This is a genomic window from Labilibaculum sp. (assembly GCF_041595635.1).
Taxonomy (GTDB): Bacteria; Bacteroidota; Bacteroidia; order Bacteroidales; family Marinifilaceae; genus Labilibaculum.
In genome coordinates, this window is record NZ_JBFHJW010000078.1 from 1 (window position 1) to 17105 (window position 17105).

The window sequence follows — 17105 nt, forward strand, 5'->3', positions numbered from 1 at the left end:
AAAGGATTATCAGCAGGAGATAGAATCGTAACTGAGGGAATCAACTCCCTGCGTAACGGTTTAACAATTCAAGTAAAATCTGATACATTGTAAATTATGAAGTTTGATAAATTTATAACACGACCTGTTTTATCCTCAGCAGTATCCGTTTTCATCGTCATTTTAGGGGTGCTGGGATTAGTTTCCCTACCTATTTCGCAATACCCTAGTATTGCGCCACCTACTGTTCAGGTAGAAGCCACCTACACTGGTGCCAATGCACAAACCGTACTCAATAGTGTGATTGCGCCCTTAGAAGAGGAAATTAATGGTGTAGAGAATATGACTTATATGACCTCTACAGCAACCAATACGGGAGATGCCAGCATAACCATCTATTTTAAGCTGGGTACCGATCCGGATATGGCAGCCGTAAATGTGCAAAATAAAGTTAGCTCAGCCGAAGGCTCATTACCTTCTGAAGTGACCGAAGTTGGAGTAACTACCAGTAAACGTCAATCGAGTATGCTGATGTGTTTTGGCCTTTACAGCGAAAACGATCAGTATGATTATTCTTTTTTAGAGAACTATGCCGAAATCAACTTGGTCCCTCAAATTAAACGAATAACTGGTGTTAGTAGCGTTTCCGGAGCAGGATCAAACTACTCTATGCGCATTTGGCTGAAACCCGATGTAATGGCACAATATCAACTTATGCCCAGCGACATCACAACAGCTCTCGACGAACAAAATATCGAAGCCGCTCCCGGACAATTGGGCGAACAAGGCAACCAGGCATTTCAATATGTATTAAAGTACAAAGGTCGTTTACAAAGTGTAGAAGAATTCGAAAATATTGTTATTTCAGCCACAGAAGACGGTGAGATATTACACCTTAAAGATGTAGCCAAAATAGAACTGGGACGTTTATCCAATACAATGACTACCAATGTGAATGGTCATGCTGGTATCACCTATATGATTTTCCAAACAGCTGGTTCTAATGCAATGGATATTAACAATAGTATTGCTAGTTTCCTAGAAGAAGCAGAAGCAGATTTTCCTGATGGCATAAAATCAGCTACTCTATTGAATACCAACAGCTTTTTATATGCTTCTATTTGGGAAGTGATAAAAACACTGCTCGAAGCTTTTCTATTGGTTATCCTGGTTACTTATATCTTCCTGCAAAATACCCGTTCCACACTTATTCCTACCATAGCCATTCCGGTTGCCTTAGTGGGTTCGTTCTTCCTAATGTGGATATTTGGCTTTAGTGTGAACTTACTTACCTTATGTGCTATGGTGCTTGCCATTGGTACGGTGGTGGATGACGCCATTATTGTAGTAGAAGCGGTGCAAGCGAAATTAGATGCAGGTTACACCTCGGCGCGTCAGGCTTCTCTGGATGCCATGAGTGAGATCTCCAGTGCTATTATTTCATCTACTTTAGTGATGATGGCTATTTTTATCCCCGTTAGCTTTACTGGTGGAACAACAGGTATTTTCTTTCAACAAATGGGATTAACCATGGCTTTTGCTATTGGTATCTCGGGAATAAATGCACTTACCTTAAGTCCGGCATTGTGCGCGCTTATGCTAAAACCGAAGGATAATGATGGCGAAAAGAAGAAGACTTTTGCTCAACGCTTTCACTCCTCTTTTAACGATAACTTTAAACGCTTAACCAACAAATATAAAAAAGGAGTAAGCTTTTTTACCTCTCATAAACTGATGAGTGGATCGCTTGTTGGCATCGTAATCATTGCTTTTGTGTTTTTATTACGTATCACTCCTACTGGTTTTATTCCCAATGAAGATCAGGGAACTATTTTTGGTGTTCTATCTATGCCTGTGGGCACTTCGTTAGAAGAAACTACAAAAGAAATGGATAAGGTATCAACATTGGTACAAAGCATTCCTGCTATCGAATCGTATTCCGTTAATAATGGTTATAGCCTTGTTGATGGTTCTGGGAATACCTATGGAATGCTTATTTGTAAGCTAAAAGACTGGGACTTTCGAGGCGATGGAGAAAGTGTAGATGAGATTATTTCTCAGCTATATAGAGAAACCGGTAAAATTGTTAAAAATGGCAATATGATATATCTGGCACCTCCTATGGTAGCAGGATATAGCGTAACCAATGGCTTTGAGTTGAAGTTACAAGATAAAACAGGTGGTGATTTAACCAAATTCGAAACGGTAGCTAATGATTTTATACAGAAGCTTAACCAACGTCCTGAAATAGAAAGTTCACGTACTTCCTTTAGTGCATCTACACCGCAATATATGGTCGATGTAGATGCTGAAAAATGCAAAATTGCCGGAATCAGTCCAGATGTCATACTATCTACCTTAGAAGGTTATTATGGTGGTATTTACGCCTCTAATTTCAACCGATTTGGGAAACTGTACCGTGTGATGATTCAGGCAAGTCCGGACTATCGTACCAATACCGAAAGTTTAAATAAAATCATGGTACGTAATGGAACAGAAATGGCGTCCATATCGCAATTTGTAACGCTTCGAAAAGCTTATGGACCTGATAACATTAGCCGTTTTAATATGTATACCTCTATCAGTATTACAGGTTCGCCTGCCGGTGACTACAGCTCTGGGGAAGCCATTAATGCCATCAAAGAACTGGCCAAAGAGCTGCCCACAGGTTATAGCTATGAATTTTCAGGCATGACGCGTGATGAAAGTAGTACTGGTGCCAATACTACGGCTATTATTCTGGGAATTGTATTTGTATTTATCTACCTCTTGTTAAGTATGCAATACGAAAGTTATATCCTTCCTATCATCATTATACTTTCCATTCCAATGGGATTAGCAGGAAGTTTATTGTTTGCCAATATAATGGGAGTCGACAATAACATTTATTTGCAAATAGCACTCATCATGTTGATTGGACTAATTGCTAAAAACTCCATCTTAATTGTGGAATATGCCATAGAACGCCGTCAACAGGGATTATCGATTAGGCAAGCCGCTATTGAAGCAGCAACAGCACGTCTTCGTCCGATTATGATGACTTCGCTTACGCTGATTGTTGGTTTAATGCCCATGATGTTTGCAAGTGGAGTTGGCGCCAATGGAAATAGCTCTTTAGGTACAGGTGTTATTGGAGGAATGCTTATTGGAATGATCTGTCAAATATTTATTACACCTGCATTGTTTGTCATCTTCCAAAAATTTCAGGAGAAGTTTAAACCTGTTAAAGATGATTTCAGTCAAGCTATTATTGACACATCAAATTTGACAAAGTAAAAATTACAAAATGAAACAACCATGACTAAAGAATTGAAACACAAAGGAAAATAATTAAAGTCCTTTGTCTTGATTCTTGTGTCGTGGTTCTAATTTTAAACGAATGAAAAAGATAATCATATTTTTTATCGGCATGGCCCTGCTAAGCGGTTGTTCGGTATATAAAACCTTCGAAACACCAGAAGTCACAACAGAGAATCTCTATCGCGACACAACTTCCGTTGATGCTGTAATGCCAGAGGATAGTGTGAATTTAGGAAACCTTCCCTGGCGAGAACTATTCACAGACCCTCAATTACAGGCACTTATTGAACAAGGACTGGAAGCCAATGTAGATTTACAAACCGCATTGCTTCGAATAGAGCAAGCCGAAGCATCACTTTCATCAGCTCGTTTAGCTTATACACCCGATTTATCTTTTTCGTCAACGGGGACACTATCTGACTACGATGGCTCCACATCAAAATCATATGATTCAGGGCTTTCATCAAGCTGGCAGATTCCCTTGTTTGGTGGTTTGCGCAATGCAAAAAAAGGAGCTGAAACGACTTTGGAACAAAGCCTGGCGTACAAACAAGCCGTACAAACTCAATTGATTGCCAGCATCGCAGATGGTTACTATTACTTATTGATGCTAGATAAGCAACTGGATATTACCGCAAAAACAATCTTAAGCTGGGAAGACAGAATTGAAAGCATGCGAGCTTTAAAAGAAGTAGGGATGACCGATGAAGCTTCCATTACACAAAGTGAAGCAAGTTATTACGAGCTAAAAACCTCCTATTCCGACTTACAACAGTCGATACGTGAAACAGAGAATGCACTTTCCATCACTTTAGGACAAGCACCTCAGACCATAAAACGGGGCGAGTGGCAGACCCTAAAGCTTCCAGAACAGATATCTGTTGGTGTTCCTTTACAAATGTTAGCGAATCGTCCTGATATAAAACAGTACGAAATGGCCTTAGCTACAGCTTTCTATAATACCAACGTAGCACGATCAGCTTTTTACCCCAATATTACGATAAGTGCTTCTACAGAGTGGACCAATAGTAATGGCGGAATAATTGCCAATCCTGGAAAACTTTTATCTAGTGCCATCGGCTCGTTAACGGCTCCAATTCTTAATCAAGGAGTAAATAAAGCAAATTTAAAAATAGCGAAGTCTGAACAGGAGGAAGCCTTACTTAATTTTAAACAGAGCCTTTTGAATGCCGGCAGCGAAGTCAGCAATGCTCTGTTTCAATATTCTACCGCCATACAGAAACAAGAAGATCGTAACAAACAACTGGAGGCCCTCGAACGTTCGGTGCTCTATACACGTGAGTTATTTCAATTGGCATCTTCAACTTATTTGGAAGTGCTAACGGCTCAGGAAGATTTGCTGGATGCGCAATTATCTGAAACAAACGATTGGTACGATCAGGTACAATCGGTCATCAATTTGTATCAGGCCTTGGGTGGAGGAAGAGAATAAAAAATAAATTCAGTTAGTTAAATGTCAATATACATCCGTTTTCCTTCACTCAGGGGGAAACGGATGATTGGCTGAATACAAATCAGTAAATTAAAATAAGAATAAAATTAAATGAGTACCACACAATATTCTCTGAAAGAAAGTTCCATTCCAAAGCTACTTTTAACCTATGCCGGACCGGCTGTTCTTGGTCTTTTAATAAATGCTCTTTATAATATCGTCGATCGAATTTTTGTAGCTCAATATATAGGAGCACAGGGCATAGCGGCAGTGACATTAAGCTTTCCTATTTCTCTTTTTCAATTTGGTTTTATCCTCTTATTCGGCAGCGGAACAGGAGTTCTAATCTCTAAATATTTAGGTGAATCACGCCCCGAGAAAGCAGAAAAAGCATTGGGAACAATGATGGCAGGTCTTTTGATTACGCTTGTCTTGTTTACTTCTGCGGGATTGCTCTTTTACAAACCTTTACTACACGCCTTCGGTGCTCAGGGAGAACTTCTCAAGTTATCAGGCGAATATCTACAGTTAATCATATTTGGCTTTCCCCTTTCCTTTTTTATTGCCTTGGAATTCACCTGCCGTGCCGAAGGAAATCCTCGTTTACCAGCGGTACTAATTTTAATTTCATCGCTAATAAACCTCACTCTTGACCTTGTATTCATGAAATATTTCCACATGGGGATTCGTGGAGCAGCTCTGGCAACAATTATCGCACAAAGTGTAAACGCCATTTTTTTACTCCGATACTACTTCAGTGGTAAAAGTCTGATTCAAATAGACTGGAAAAATATTAGAATACAAAAAAATATGATTCTTTCCATTTTTTCCCTGGGCTTAGCTCCCTTTATTATGGATGTTGCAAGTAGTATACAAAATATAATCGCCAACAATTTGCTACTCCAATCGGGAGGAACTTTTGCTGTTACAGCCATGGGAATTATTTTTAGTGTAAATATTTTCTTTCTGATGACTGCTCTGGGAACCGGTGACGGTATGCAGCCCATTGTGAGCTTTAACTATGGTGCGAAACGTCCTGATCGCAGTTATAAAACATTACTGTACTCCGTGGGTCTGGTTAGTTTAACTGGATTTTTAGGCTTAATTGTGCTGGAACAGTTTCCCAATTTAATCATCGGAATTTTTATCGACAAAAATCAGAATATCATTCATATTACCCAAATAGCCTTACGTATTTTCGCTCTATCCATCCCTTTTTACATGGTTCAAATAGTGGCTACACGTTATTTTCAAGCACTACACAAAAAAAAGATTGCTGTCTTCTTTGCTATTCTAAGACCTGTTCTACTATTTATTCCTATTGTTTACATTTTAAATGGAGCATTTGGTTTAAACGGTATCTGGAGCTCATTTGTAGTAAGTGATAGTTTGGCTGTTTTGATTACCCTCTATTTTATTCGAAAATATTAAGTTTTATTCAAATCAGAAATAAGCTCTTTATTCTCTTGTAATCACTTATTTTTCATACGATCAAGAATTTCAACAAAAAATCTGCTTCTCGAAACACTAAATTTTCATAAAGCTTTTTTATGCTTAAAAGCTGATACTGGTTGAATTACAACCAATAATTCATTCATTTTTCCTTGAAAAATATATATCTGCTAACATATATTATGCGTAAGTTTGCCCTGTAAGAAAAACAAAAAATCTATTTACGAATTGACAAATAGATAAATACCACAAAGTTGGATTCATAGCAGACCTTCTTCTGTCTATGCGTGAGCATTTCAAGAAAAAGGTAAAAACAGTATCTGGTTTAAGAAATACCAAATATACGATGTTCATTTTCCAATTTTTTTACACGAACCTGAATGATCTCCTAAAATAGAGATTGTACAAATTTATAGTAAGAATTTACAAATAGTTATACATATGAAATACAGGAAATTAGGAAATACCGATCTAACACTTTCAGCCATCACATTTGGTTCTTTTGCAGCTGGCGGTTGGTTATGGGGAGGTACGGAACAAAATGAATCCGTGAAAGCGATAAAATCTTCATATGATTTAGGTGTAACCTCTATTGATACTGCTCCAGTATATGGACAAGGATTTAGTGAAGAAATTGTTGGACAGGCCATAAAAGACATTCCTAGAGATAAAGTACAAATTCTTACCAAATTTGGAATGCGTTGGGACTTAGAAAAAGGCACACACGTTTTCAAAACAGAAGATAACAACGGCAAAGCAATCGATATTTACAAATATGCAGGTAGAGAAAGTATTATACAAGAATGCGAAGCTAGTTTGAAACGATTAGGAACAGATTACATTGACCTTTATCAACTTCACTGGCCAGATGTTACTACTCCTATTGAAGAAACAATGGACGCACTTAACCAGCTAATCAAAGAAGGAAAGATTCGTTATGCTGGTGTTTGTAACTACAATACAGAACAATTTGCTGAAGCAGAGAAATACATCAACCTGGCTTCAAACCAGGTTCCTTACAGCATGGTTTTGCGCGATATCGAGAAAGAAATCGTTCCCTATTCTCTCGAAAATGGAAAAGGAATAGTAGCCTATAGTCCACTCGAAAGAGGATTGTTAACCGGAAAAATGAAACCAGGCTATAAATTTGGAGAAGGCGATCAACGTGCAACAAGAGCGTTTTATAAAGATGAAAACCTTCGACGTACCAATGAATTTCTTGCCAAAATTAAACCTATTGCTGATTCAAAAGGATTGAGTCTGGGACAGCTGGTTATTTTATGGACATTGGAACAACCTGCAATTTCGATTGCTTTGGTAGGGGCTAGAAATGCTGAACAAGCTATACAGAATGCTGAAGCTGCTCAAGCAAGTCTAACAAAAGAAGAAATTGCAATAATTGATGGTCACTTGAACCAATTGGTTTTAGTTCCCTAATTTATAGATTAAACAGACTTTGCGAGTGGCAAATACAGCTTGCTCCAAATAAAGTCTCGACAAGTTCAACAAAAAGGGATGTATTCAAGCAATACATCCCTTTTTTTGGCATAAATTAATTCGAAAATCAGTAAAAAAACTAAAATCGAATTAAACCTTTATCTAAACAATCAATCAAATCATTTCAATTCACTACTAAATTTAAAAAATGATTTCTCTGAACCTAAACCAAACTAAATTCCTAAAAGTTAGCTTACTTTCCCTGTTTCTACTTTTTGCTTCCTGCAGCAAGGATAGTTCAGATGATATTGATGAAACAAGTGAAGAAAATTTGCCTAATATATCCGCTTATCCTATTGTGGGCACCAATCTGTCCGCAGCATTTAATAATTACACAGAAATCACAATCCCCAATTCGGATGGTGATTTTTATGGTCAGAATGCCAACTATCCGGGAAACGAACCCTCCTACACCAATAATGGCGATGGTACGATTACCGATAATATAACAGGACTAATGTGGTCTCAAACTGCCGATTTGAATGGTGATGGTATCATTGATGCAGATGATAAATTATCGCTAACCGATGCCATTGAAGGAGCTGAGACTTTTTCTTTGGGTGGCTATAACGATTGGCGATTACCAACAATTAAAGAAGCCTACTCTCTGATTATTTTCAACGGGAAAGATCCAAGTAGCTACGAGGGAACTTCAACCGAAAATTTAATCCCTTTTATCGATACCAACTATTTCGAGTTTGGATATGGCGATCAGGATGCCGGCGAACGAATTATTGATGCACAATATGCCAGCTCCACAAAATACGTGGATTATACCATGAACGATAACGAAACCATGTTTGGGGTCAACTTTGCTGATGGTCGCATAAAAGGATATCCTATAAGTATCGCAAATGCAGATAAAACATTTTATGTAGCTTATGTTCGGGAAAATACAAGCTATGGCGAAAATAGCTTCACCAATAATGGTGATAAAACCATTAGCGATGCTGCAACAGGATTAATGTGGATGCAAAATGATAGTGAAACAGATGGTATGAATTGGAAAGAAGCGCTTATCTACGCTGAAAACTTTGAATTTGCAGGCTATTCCGACTGGCGTTTACCCGATATAAAAGAACTTCAAAGTCTAGTAGATTATACTCGCTCGCCACAAAGTACAAATTCGGCTGCCATTAATGCCCTTTTTAATTGCACCGAAATACTAAATGAAAACAATGAAACCGATTATTCCTACTACTGGTCGAGCACCACTCACGTTGCCTATTCATCGGAGCAAAATGGAACGTCGGCTGCCTACCTCAGCTTTGGTCGAGCAATGGGCTACATGAGTAGCTCCTGGATAGATGTTCACGGAGCGGGAGCACAACGTAGCGATCCTAAAACTGGAGATCCCGACGATTATCCCACAGGCTGGGGGCCTCAGGGGGATGCCAGAAGAATTTACAACCAAGTGCGTTTGGTTCGGAATATCGAGTAAGACTCAGAATATTCTTGATTGTTTATTCCTAAAAAAAGTGTACAAATCCGTAAAGAAAGGTGCAAAAACTTATTTCTTACGGCTTTCGGCCTGATATTATTTACAATTCTTAAGGTATTCGTTAGCAAATCGAATGCCCAACTTCCTCTGACTCCGAGAATCAAAATGAAGATAATCGCCTCGATGCATGAAATCGGCAGTAGGAATAAGGTAAGTATTCTCCTGATTGTCTGCATAATGTTCTATTTGCTCATTAATCAGCAACCAACTGCGTTTATTATTTGAATAACTGCCCAATTTTCCAACAAATATGGGTAAGTTCTTATTCCCCGAAAAACGTCGAAATGTTGAAAATAAATCACTCAATCTGTTCTCATATTCAGGAATACAATTCTTGTTTGCATCACTTTCTCCCTGATGCCACAAAATTCCTTTGATTGCTCCATACTTTTTTGCCAAATCCATTTTCGCCTTAAAATTAGTAAGCAATTGCACATTACGATGAATGGAATCACCCACCCACTTACTGATGGAACTACCTCCCACAGCAGTTGGAACCAATAGAACAGACACCTCATCGGGCACCTGTTTTAATAATTCTCTGGCAAAAGAAAGACCACAATCCAGACCTTGCATTTTCGGTTCGTAAAAGCTCAAAGGTTCCTTTGCTAAAATTACTTCATTCTGACTATTGAGGGTTAAAATTCGCTGAGAAGGAATCGTATCCTGAACTTCTACAAAACCACGCCCCGCCATATTCGATTGTCCGGCCATGAGAAAAACCCAAACCTCTTTCTTTTTAGGCATTTTATCTGGATAGGCTGTCTTTTTAGGAAAATTCATACACCTTTGAAACTTTCTAATTCTGTTCGTCTTCAACAAGCTATTCAACCATTTTTCTGCCAAATCAGGCCAGGTTTTTGCAGCAATATTTCCCTTACGCAAACCATAGCCATGTCCACCCTCATTTATCAAATGCAATTCTACAGGGATTTTATTATCGCGCAAAGCGGTCGTCATCACCAAAGCGCTGTTCCCATAGCTATCGTCAGCGGTACTAAAAATAAAAAAAGGTGGTGTAGACTCGCTCAATGTCAGTTCCGGAGTCAGACTTCTGTTCTCGCCTTTGTCGAGGTAAGCAGGATAAATCAACATAGAAAAATTCGGACGGCAAGAGAATTCGTCTATCGAATCGCTTTTCGCATAGGAATCATAGGAGAACCGAGTAGCAGCACGAGCGCATAAACTCGCTCCGGCCGAAAATCCCATCACGCCAATTCTTTCTGGGTAAAGGTGATAATCGTAAGCCTTTGAACGAACCAGGCGAACCGCTCTTTGAATATCTTTTAAAGCTCCCTCCTGTTTTTTAGGCACCCGATATTGCAGCACAAAAGCAGTGTAGCCAAGAGAATTCAACCATTCAGCAATCTCATATCCTTCCTTATCGATTGCTAGAATATTGTAGGCACCACCCGGACAAATAATGATTCCTAAACCAGAGTCGTTTGCTTTCTCGGGCCGATAAACAAGTAATGCGGGATTGGTAACTTCGGACAAACGAGTAACATTTCCGCGGGTGACATCAGATACTACCGCGGCATGCTTTGCTTTCTCTTCACCAGGAACCTTACCTGGCCACAGGTAAAGAGTATCTTGAGTTTGAGCCTGACTAAAGGAATAAAGAAAAATTGCGAATACTGTAAAAAGGAACCTCATGCTAGGAATATTAAAGTTGTTACTAGTTGTTTGTATTTTGATGGATACAATGATGGAGTGCTTCGGCAAATTTTTCACCTAAATCGATAAAGCCGGCACTATTGTAATGCCATTTATCGGAATATTGATAAGATTTTGTACTTCGCACAATGGCAGCATTCACATCTAATCTCACAAATTTCTCCTGTGCATACTGAACCAATTCACCGTACTCCCAAATTTTACCTTCAGCATTATTTCCCGAATCGGAAATTTTTCCCAAGACAATAGGCAGATCGGCAGAATGAAAACTAGCACGCAATAGTTCCATCAGTCGTTTCAAATTCGGATAGTAGCGTTTTGCCACCTCCTCATCGTGCGCATCGCTTTCGCCCTGCATCCATACAATTCCTGATAAAAGGAGATAATCCTCCTTCCCATCCGCATTAATATCTTTTACTTTGAGAGCATTACGAACAGTCGTTAAAAAATGATCGTACTGGTTGATATCCGTTTCACTTTTGTAGCTAGGTTCCCAACAACTGTTCTTTCTAGAGGTTTCCGAGTCGATAGAAGTTCCTCCTTTGGAATATTTTATAATTGCTATTTTACTGTTTGGATAAAGCGCTTGCATTTTTTTTGCAAAAGATAGTTCCACACCAAAACGATTGGATAACTTATTCTCCTTGCCATTTGATGAAAAACCAGCTCCATGTCCAGCTTGCAAGACTTCCCACTTTCCTAAACCTCCATTTTTCTGATCATCTTTCACAGGATTGCCGTGAAAAATATAAATATTCTCAAAAGGCTGATTCAATGAATCCGGCAGATCTTTAGAGTAACCGTATCCATCCATATTCGATTGTCCGCCCAAATAGAAGACACGGATGGTATCCAATGCAGAATTTTGACTGTATCCCAAAACAGGAATACAAAAAAGAAATAGAAATTTAAGTAGCTTGTTTTTCATAGATTGATGATTTTAATCAATATAAAAGTACCAAAACCGATACCTCAAAAACACGAAGATATTGTGTTTTTTGTAAGCTTTCCCCCACAAACCACACAATATCCTCAATGTTTTTATATTATTTTATCGCAACAGCAATTAGTCACGTTTTATCAGCAATATATTCATGCCTTCCTTTAATTTCACGGCTTTCACATCACAATTCATAAGTCGGTTATTCAAACGCACTTCCGTTTTACTTCCCACAATAACAAACTCTCCATCCATATTTTTAGGTAGCTTTATTTCGTAACGTTCTTCCTCCTCTGTTGTCAGGCTATACTTTCCCTCAATGATTCCGTGTTTACTTGGAACTTTTATTTCTGAAGAATTCAAATCGCTCAATTGAGGTTTAATTTGAACACTTGTAAAACCGGGTGTTTTTGGAGTTACTCCCCACATGTAGCGCGTAATAATATTTAAAGGAGCAGTTCCCCAAGCATGATTCCAATCCGAATTCGGTTTGTATTTCATATCCCAGGCTTCCATAGCCATGGTAGAACCAACTTTAATCATATTCCACCAGGAACGATCACTTTCTGTTTCGGTAATCAGCTGCAAAGCATATTCCGATTCGTTGGCATTGTATAAACCCTCCAACAAATATTGCGCTCCATAAACACTACAAGCCATCCCTCTTGTTTTAATAAATTCGGCTACCGATTTTTTGTATTCTTCTGGCACAATATCAAATGCTAAAGGCAACATATTGGCATGCAAAGCAGCATGTGTTGAACCTTCTCCATCAACGTAAATTCCTCTTTCCTTATCGAATAATTTTTCGTTAATCACCTTTTTTACATTTTCTGCTTTCTGCTGAAAAAACTCAACATCATCGGTTTTACCCAAGTAACCAGCGATCTCCGCCATCAAGTGCATATTATAGTAGTAAAATGAATTAACTACGGTGTTGATTTTCACCATTTCGTAGCCATCGCGTTCCCCCTCTTTGGTTGCCAATTTCCATCCTGTATCCTTTTGTCCGGCAGGCCAATCTACAATATCTCTTACATTTGTATTTGGGTTCTTAAAACCTAATTTTGTTTTTAATTCAGCATTTAATTTAGGCGATTTAGAACTTATCAATCCATCCTCACGTTCCAAATCCATTAAAGTTCTTATTTTAAGAACATCGTAGTATTTTTCGAGCAACTTTAAATCACCTGTGTACATATAATCCTGGTAAAAAAGCATAACGGTATGCAAAAGCCATTCGGTAGGCCAAGTAGGATGTTGAATAAAATATTCATTGCTTCTTTGCGCCAGGGAATATACATTATCGCAAGCATAATGACTTAACTGATTGATATAAGCATCGGCTTCGTAAGGAATACGTTCCCGATCACCATCTACATAGTAACCAGTAAAACTCGTTGCTTTAATAGTATGTTTACACAGGTCCCAAACTGCATTCAAAACCGTATCCGAAGAAGTAAAAGTTCCTGCTTCGTCGTTAAATTGATAGTAAAATGCTTTTTGGCTGATTTCGATTTCCTCGATCGGAATTTGAAGATTTTCTAATTCGCAATATCTAAAAGGCATAATCACACCAAATGATTCGGGAAGATGAATCGCAACAGGTTTGGTATTTCTTTTATCCGGGCGCAAAGCTACCACGACATCCTCATTAGCTTGGAGCTGATCGAGTTTAACTTGTTGGTAACGAATTGTTCCTCCCGGCTTTCTGTCGATCTGATTCGATGCAGCTAATTTTTCCCCTAAACGAACAATCAGACTATCGCTCTGTAACTGCTTAGAATGCAAGACAACCGTTCCAAAATAAGCTTTTCCAAAATCAATAAAATAGTGTCCTTCGCCTACTTTAATTACTCGCTGTGCTTTGATCAATTCCGTTTCAAAATCCTTCTCTGTAGGTACATCAGTAATTTGAGCCTGAACCCAAGTACAGGATAACAGCAGGATAAATTGCAAAAGGTAAAATTTACTTTTAGATAAGATCTTCATTATTCCGTTTTTTAATCAGTATGCCTATTTTTTGATTTTAAAGGTTTTCTTTAATCGAATATCGCTCAATGATGCTCCTATCATAAACTCAAAATCTCCTTTCTCAAAATGCCATTCGCGGCATTTTTCATCCCAAAACATTAATTGTTGTACTGGAACTTGAAATCTAATGATTTTCGATTCTCCGATTTTCAATGAAATTCTCTCAAAAGCGAGCAATTGTTTCAGTGGTCTTTGTCCCGATGACTTTACATCTTTCACATAGAGTTGAACCACCTCGTCGCCTTTATAATCTCCTGTATTTTCTAACTTCATTGACACCGCAATACTATCATTTTTTTTCGTAATTACCATATCCAGGTATTCGAATAGAGGAACTCAAGCCATAGGTAAATACATCAAGCTACTACCCCTACAATACATATTGATAAATTATTCCAGTAATGATTTTGCAATCGCTTATTAGAGGTAATAATCAATTTCACACCTAAAATACACTTTTTACTACTCCCATTTTTCATGAAAAGCGCATGATTAAGTCATTACAAGCTTTCAAATATCAAAGCTTTTCTAAAACAATAAGCATTCCTTACTCCCGTTGTTATATCATATTCACTCTAAAAACCTTAAATCATAAAATAAATACAAAGCTGGGAAGTTTTACTTCCCTTTCGCTGATAAATTTCCCCTATTTGTTGATTCCATTTTTTAGACCTACAAATTTCTTTAATTTTGAAAAAAAAATTGGAGTAAGCCCTTAAACAACATTAATAATTCGATAGAATAAGCCAAAAACACTTTAATAAATGAGTCTTAAAAACTAAGCCAATTGAACTATAATTAAAATCTAAAAAGCCATTAACAGTAATAAAATCAAGATGAAAATAAATCGTATAATACAAACAATTCCTCTCTCGTTTCTACTTCTTCTCTTCCTTTTCCCATCGTGCCAAGACGATGATATTTCTGAAGAATCAGAAATCAGCGAAAGCAATACAATTTCTACCAATGCAATAGAAGGGATTGTCCGGATAAAACTAAATGCTGAAAATACAAGCACTTTATCACTATCCGTAAAATCAGATTCCATTAGCACTAACCTTAGTAATATAGACAGTCTTCTAAGTTCTATCGGCGCCAAAAGTTTCAAACGAACCTTCCCTTACTCTGGAAAATTTGAAGCACGAACCATTGAAGAAGGATTGCATCTATGGTATGACGTTACCTACGATACAACGGCCGTTTCTCTAAGTAGCCTAGTTAGTGAATTCGAAAGTTTAAGCGAAATAGAAATAACAGAAACCATTAAAAGCATTAAAAATGAGAAATGCAGCTATGAAAAAATTGGTCCATTTCCTATAGTAAGCTCAACAACAAAAAGTAGTCTATCCATTTCGGATTATCCATTCGACGATGAATACCTATCCTACCAATGGCATTACTACAACGATGCTTCGGTAACCGACGCCATTGAAGGGGCTGATGTTAATCTTTTTGATGCCTGGCTGAAGCAAAAAGGCAGCGAAGAGGTAATTGTTGCCATTGTTGATGGTGGAATAGATTATGATCATGAAGATTTGGAGGATAACATTTGGATAAACGACTCCGAATCAAATGGCAGTAGCAGTAACGATGACGATGACAATGGCTATTCAGATGATGTTTATGGCTATAATTTTGTTTCCAATACTGGAACAATAGAACCAAACGATCATGGAACACATGTGGCAGGAACCATAGGTGCAATGAATGGAAATGATGTGGGAGTTTGCGGAATTGCTGGTGGTGATGCAGATACTCCGGGCGTACGACTTATGTCCTGTCAGGTTTTTGAAACCGATGAAAACGACAACGACACCAGTGCCGAAAATTTTGAAGAAGCTATTAAATATGCCGCCGATAATGGTGCTGTAATCTGCCAGAACAGTTGGGGATACGATGGAGCAACCTCATTGCCAGAAAGTATGCAGGACGCAATTGATTACTTTATTAAATATGCAGGATATGATGAGAACGGAGATCAAACTGGCCCAATGGCTGGAGGAATTGTAATCTTTGCCGCGGGTAATGATGAGACCTCAACAAATGCCTATCCTGCCATGTACAGCGAAGTGGTAGCCGTTGCTGCCAGCAACCCCGATTATACCATGTCCTACTACTCAAATTACGGAAGTTGGGTCGACATAACTGCTCCTGGTGGCACCGATGAACAAAATGGTTTGTATGACGACGACTGCTTAATTGCTAGTACGGTAAATGACGATGGTTACGCCTATATGGGAGGAACTTCAATGGCTTGCCCTCATGTATCGGGGGTTGCAGCCTTAATTATTTCGGAATTTGGCGGATCGGGTTTTACTGCCGACATGCTTAAAACCAGATTATCGATGGGCGCGATTGATATCGACAGCTACAATAGTGGTTATGAAGGAATGCTTGGAGATGGCTTGATAAATGCTTCAGCAACTCTCTCAGACTACGACAGTACACCACCAGAAACAGTAGATGACCTATCGGTAAGTGCTTCATCTAATAACGCAAGTTTATCATGGTCCGTTACTTCTGACGATGACGATGTAAAACCTACTGGATACAAAATCTATTATTCTAAATCCTCTGATGATCTTGATGCAAGCAGTAGTTCGGTTTCTTCCTCAGCCGTTTTAGTTGGTCTTCTGAGTGTAGGCGATACAATCACGGCAAGTATTAGCGATTTAGATTTTTCGAGCACCTACTACTTTACTGTTGTTGGATATGATGTTTTGGGAAGCTCTTCAGATTATTCAAATATCGTATCCGCTACTACAGATGCCAATTCTGCACCCATTATTACTTCTGATGATGGAGATACTTTTGAATTAGAAGCCTACGAAACCAAAACTGTTACGCTCACCATTTCAGAACCCGACGGACAGGATTACACTTGGAGTTTTACGGATGAATCAGGAAATGCAAGCGCCTCAGAAAATGATTCATTAGTCGAGGTAACCATCAATGGATTAAGTGCAGATGCTGGTGATTACACTTCAACATTAACAGTAACCGATAGCTATAACGCAAGTACAAGTTTCACTCTTAACTATACTGTGCTAGAAAATCATACTCCAGTTGTAAGCGACACCATCGAAAATTTATACATTGGTGACCCCGATGCAACAACAACAATTGACCTTAGCGAGCATTTTTACGATGAAGATGGAGAAGATTTGAGCTATGAACTTACTTATGACTCAGACATGTTAAGTGGATCGGTTTCTAGTGATATTTTATCGCTTACATCGGAATCAAACGGACTTTCAACCTTTAGCCTTACA

Annotated in this window: 10 protein-coding genes; 6 read left to right on the forward strand and 4 right to left on the reverse strand. The window is 38.4% G+C overall.

The window, feature by feature from the left end; translation table 11 throughout:
* Positions 1–96: 96 nt before the first annotated feature.
* The 5 genes from ABYT26_RS15775 to ABYT26_RS15795 all read left to right on the forward strand — a co-directional run bounded on the left by ABYT26_RS15775 (position 97) and on the right by ABYT26_RS15795 (position 9122).
* Positions 97–3255: an efflux RND transporter permease subunit gene (locus ABYT26_RS15775; RefSeq protein WP_372755638.1), complete on the forward strand. Its 3159-nt coding sequence runs from the start codon at positions 97–99 to the stop codon at positions 3253–3255.
* A gap of 103 nt (positions 3256–3358) precedes the next feature.
* Positions 3359–4732 carry a TolC family protein gene (locus tag ABYT26_RS15780; RefSeq protein ID WP_372755640.1) on the forward strand — a complete coding sequence of 458 codons (1374 nt, stop codon included), beginning with the start codon at positions 3359–3361 and terminating at the stop codon, positions 4730–4732.
* Positions 4733–4843: 111 nt separating this feature from the next.
* Complete coding sequence (locus ABYT26_RS15785; RefSeq protein WP_372755642.1) at positions 4844–6163, forward strand: MATE family efflux transporter; 1320 nt, start codon at positions 4844–4846, stop codon at positions 6161–6163.
* 462 nt (positions 6164–6625) lie between these two features.
* Entirely contained in the window at positions 6626–7621 is a 996-nt protein-coding gene (locus tag ABYT26_RS15790; RefSeq protein WP_372755644.1) for an aldo/keto reductase, read from the forward strand.
* Positions 7622–7829: 208 nt separating this feature from the next.
* Entirely contained in the window at positions 7830–9122 is a 1293-nt protein-coding gene (locus tag ABYT26_RS15795; RefSeq protein ID WP_372755646.1) for a DUF1566 domain-containing protein, read from the forward strand.
* Between the two features lie 96 nt (positions 9123–9218).
* Here ABYT26_RS15795 and ABYT26_RS15800 read toward each other — a convergent pair whose 3' ends face one another.
* The 4 genes from ABYT26_RS15800 to ABYT26_RS15815 form a co-directional block, all read right to left on the reverse strand.
* Positions 9219–10838 carry a sialate O-acetylesterase gene (locus tag ABYT26_RS15800; RefSeq protein ID WP_372755648.1) on the reverse strand — a complete coding sequence of 540 codons (1620 nt, stop codon included), beginning with the start codon at positions 10836–10838 and terminating at the stop codon, positions 9219–9221.
* Positions 10839–10860: 22 nt separating this feature from the next.
* Positions 10861–11787 (reverse strand): sialate O-acetylesterase, encoded by a 927-nt coding sequence (locus ABYT26_RS15805; RefSeq protein WP_372755650.1) that lies wholly within the window; start codon positions 11785–11787, stop codon positions 10861–10863.
* Between the two features lie 138 nt (positions 11788–11925).
* Positions 11926–13791, reverse strand: a complete 1866-nt coding sequence (locus tag ABYT26_RS15810; RefSeq protein WP_372755652.1) for an alpha-L-rhamnosidase C-terminal domain-containing protein — start codon at positions 13789–13791, stop codon at positions 11926–11928.
* A 24-nt stretch (positions 13792–13815) separates the two neighbouring features.
* Positions 13816–14145 carry a fibronectin type III-like domain-contianing protein gene (locus ABYT26_RS15815; RefSeq protein WP_372755654.1) on the reverse strand — a complete coding sequence of 110 codons (330 nt, stop codon included), beginning with the start codon at positions 14143–14145 and terminating at the stop codon, positions 13816–13818.
* A 524-nt stretch (positions 14146–14669) separates the two neighbouring features.
* Between ABYT26_RS15815 and ABYT26_RS15820 the strand changes: the two genes are divergently transcribed.
* The coding region (locus ABYT26_RS15820) for a S8 family serine peptidase (protein WP_372755656.1) at positions 14670–17105 on the forward strand (2436 nt) is incomplete at its 3' end.

Bases quoted from the DNA above. Each gene is read 5' to 3' on its own strand.
- ABYT26_RS15805 (WP_372755650.1), bottom strand. From the start codon at position 11,787: ATGAAAAACAAGCTACTTAAATTTCTATTTCTTTTTTGTATTCCTGTT.
- ABYT26_RS15815 (WP_372755654.1), bottom strand. From the start codon at position 14,145: ATGGTAATTACGAAAAAAAATGATAGTATTGCGGTGTCAATGAAGTTA.
- ABYT26_RS15790 (WP_372755644.1), top strand. From the start codon at position 6,626: ATGAAATACAGGAAATTAGGAAATACCGATCTAACACTTTCAGCCATC.
- ABYT26_RS15775 (WP_372755638.1), top strand. From the start codon at position 97: ATGAAGTTTGATAAATTTATAACACGACCTGTTTTATCCTCAGCAGTA.
- ABYT26_RS15785 (WP_372755642.1), top strand. From the start codon at position 4,844: ATGAGTACCACACAATATTCTCTGAAAGAAAGTTCCATTCCAAAGCTA.
- ABYT26_RS15780 (WP_372755640.1), top strand. From the start codon at position 3,359: ATGAAAAAGATAATCATATTTTTTATCGGCATGGCCCTGCTAAGCGGT.
- ABYT26_RS15800 (WP_372755648.1), bottom strand. From the start codon at position 10,838: ATGAGGTTCCTTTTTACAGTATTCGCAATTTTTCTTTATTCCTTTAGT.
- ABYT26_RS15795 (WP_372755646.1), top strand. From the start codon at position 7,830: ATGATTTCTCTGAACCTAAACCAAACTAAATTCCTAAAAGTTAGCTTA.
- ABYT26_RS15810 (WP_372755652.1), bottom strand. From the start codon at position 13,791: ATGAAGATCTTATCTAAAAGTAAATTTTACCTTTTGCAATTTATCCTG.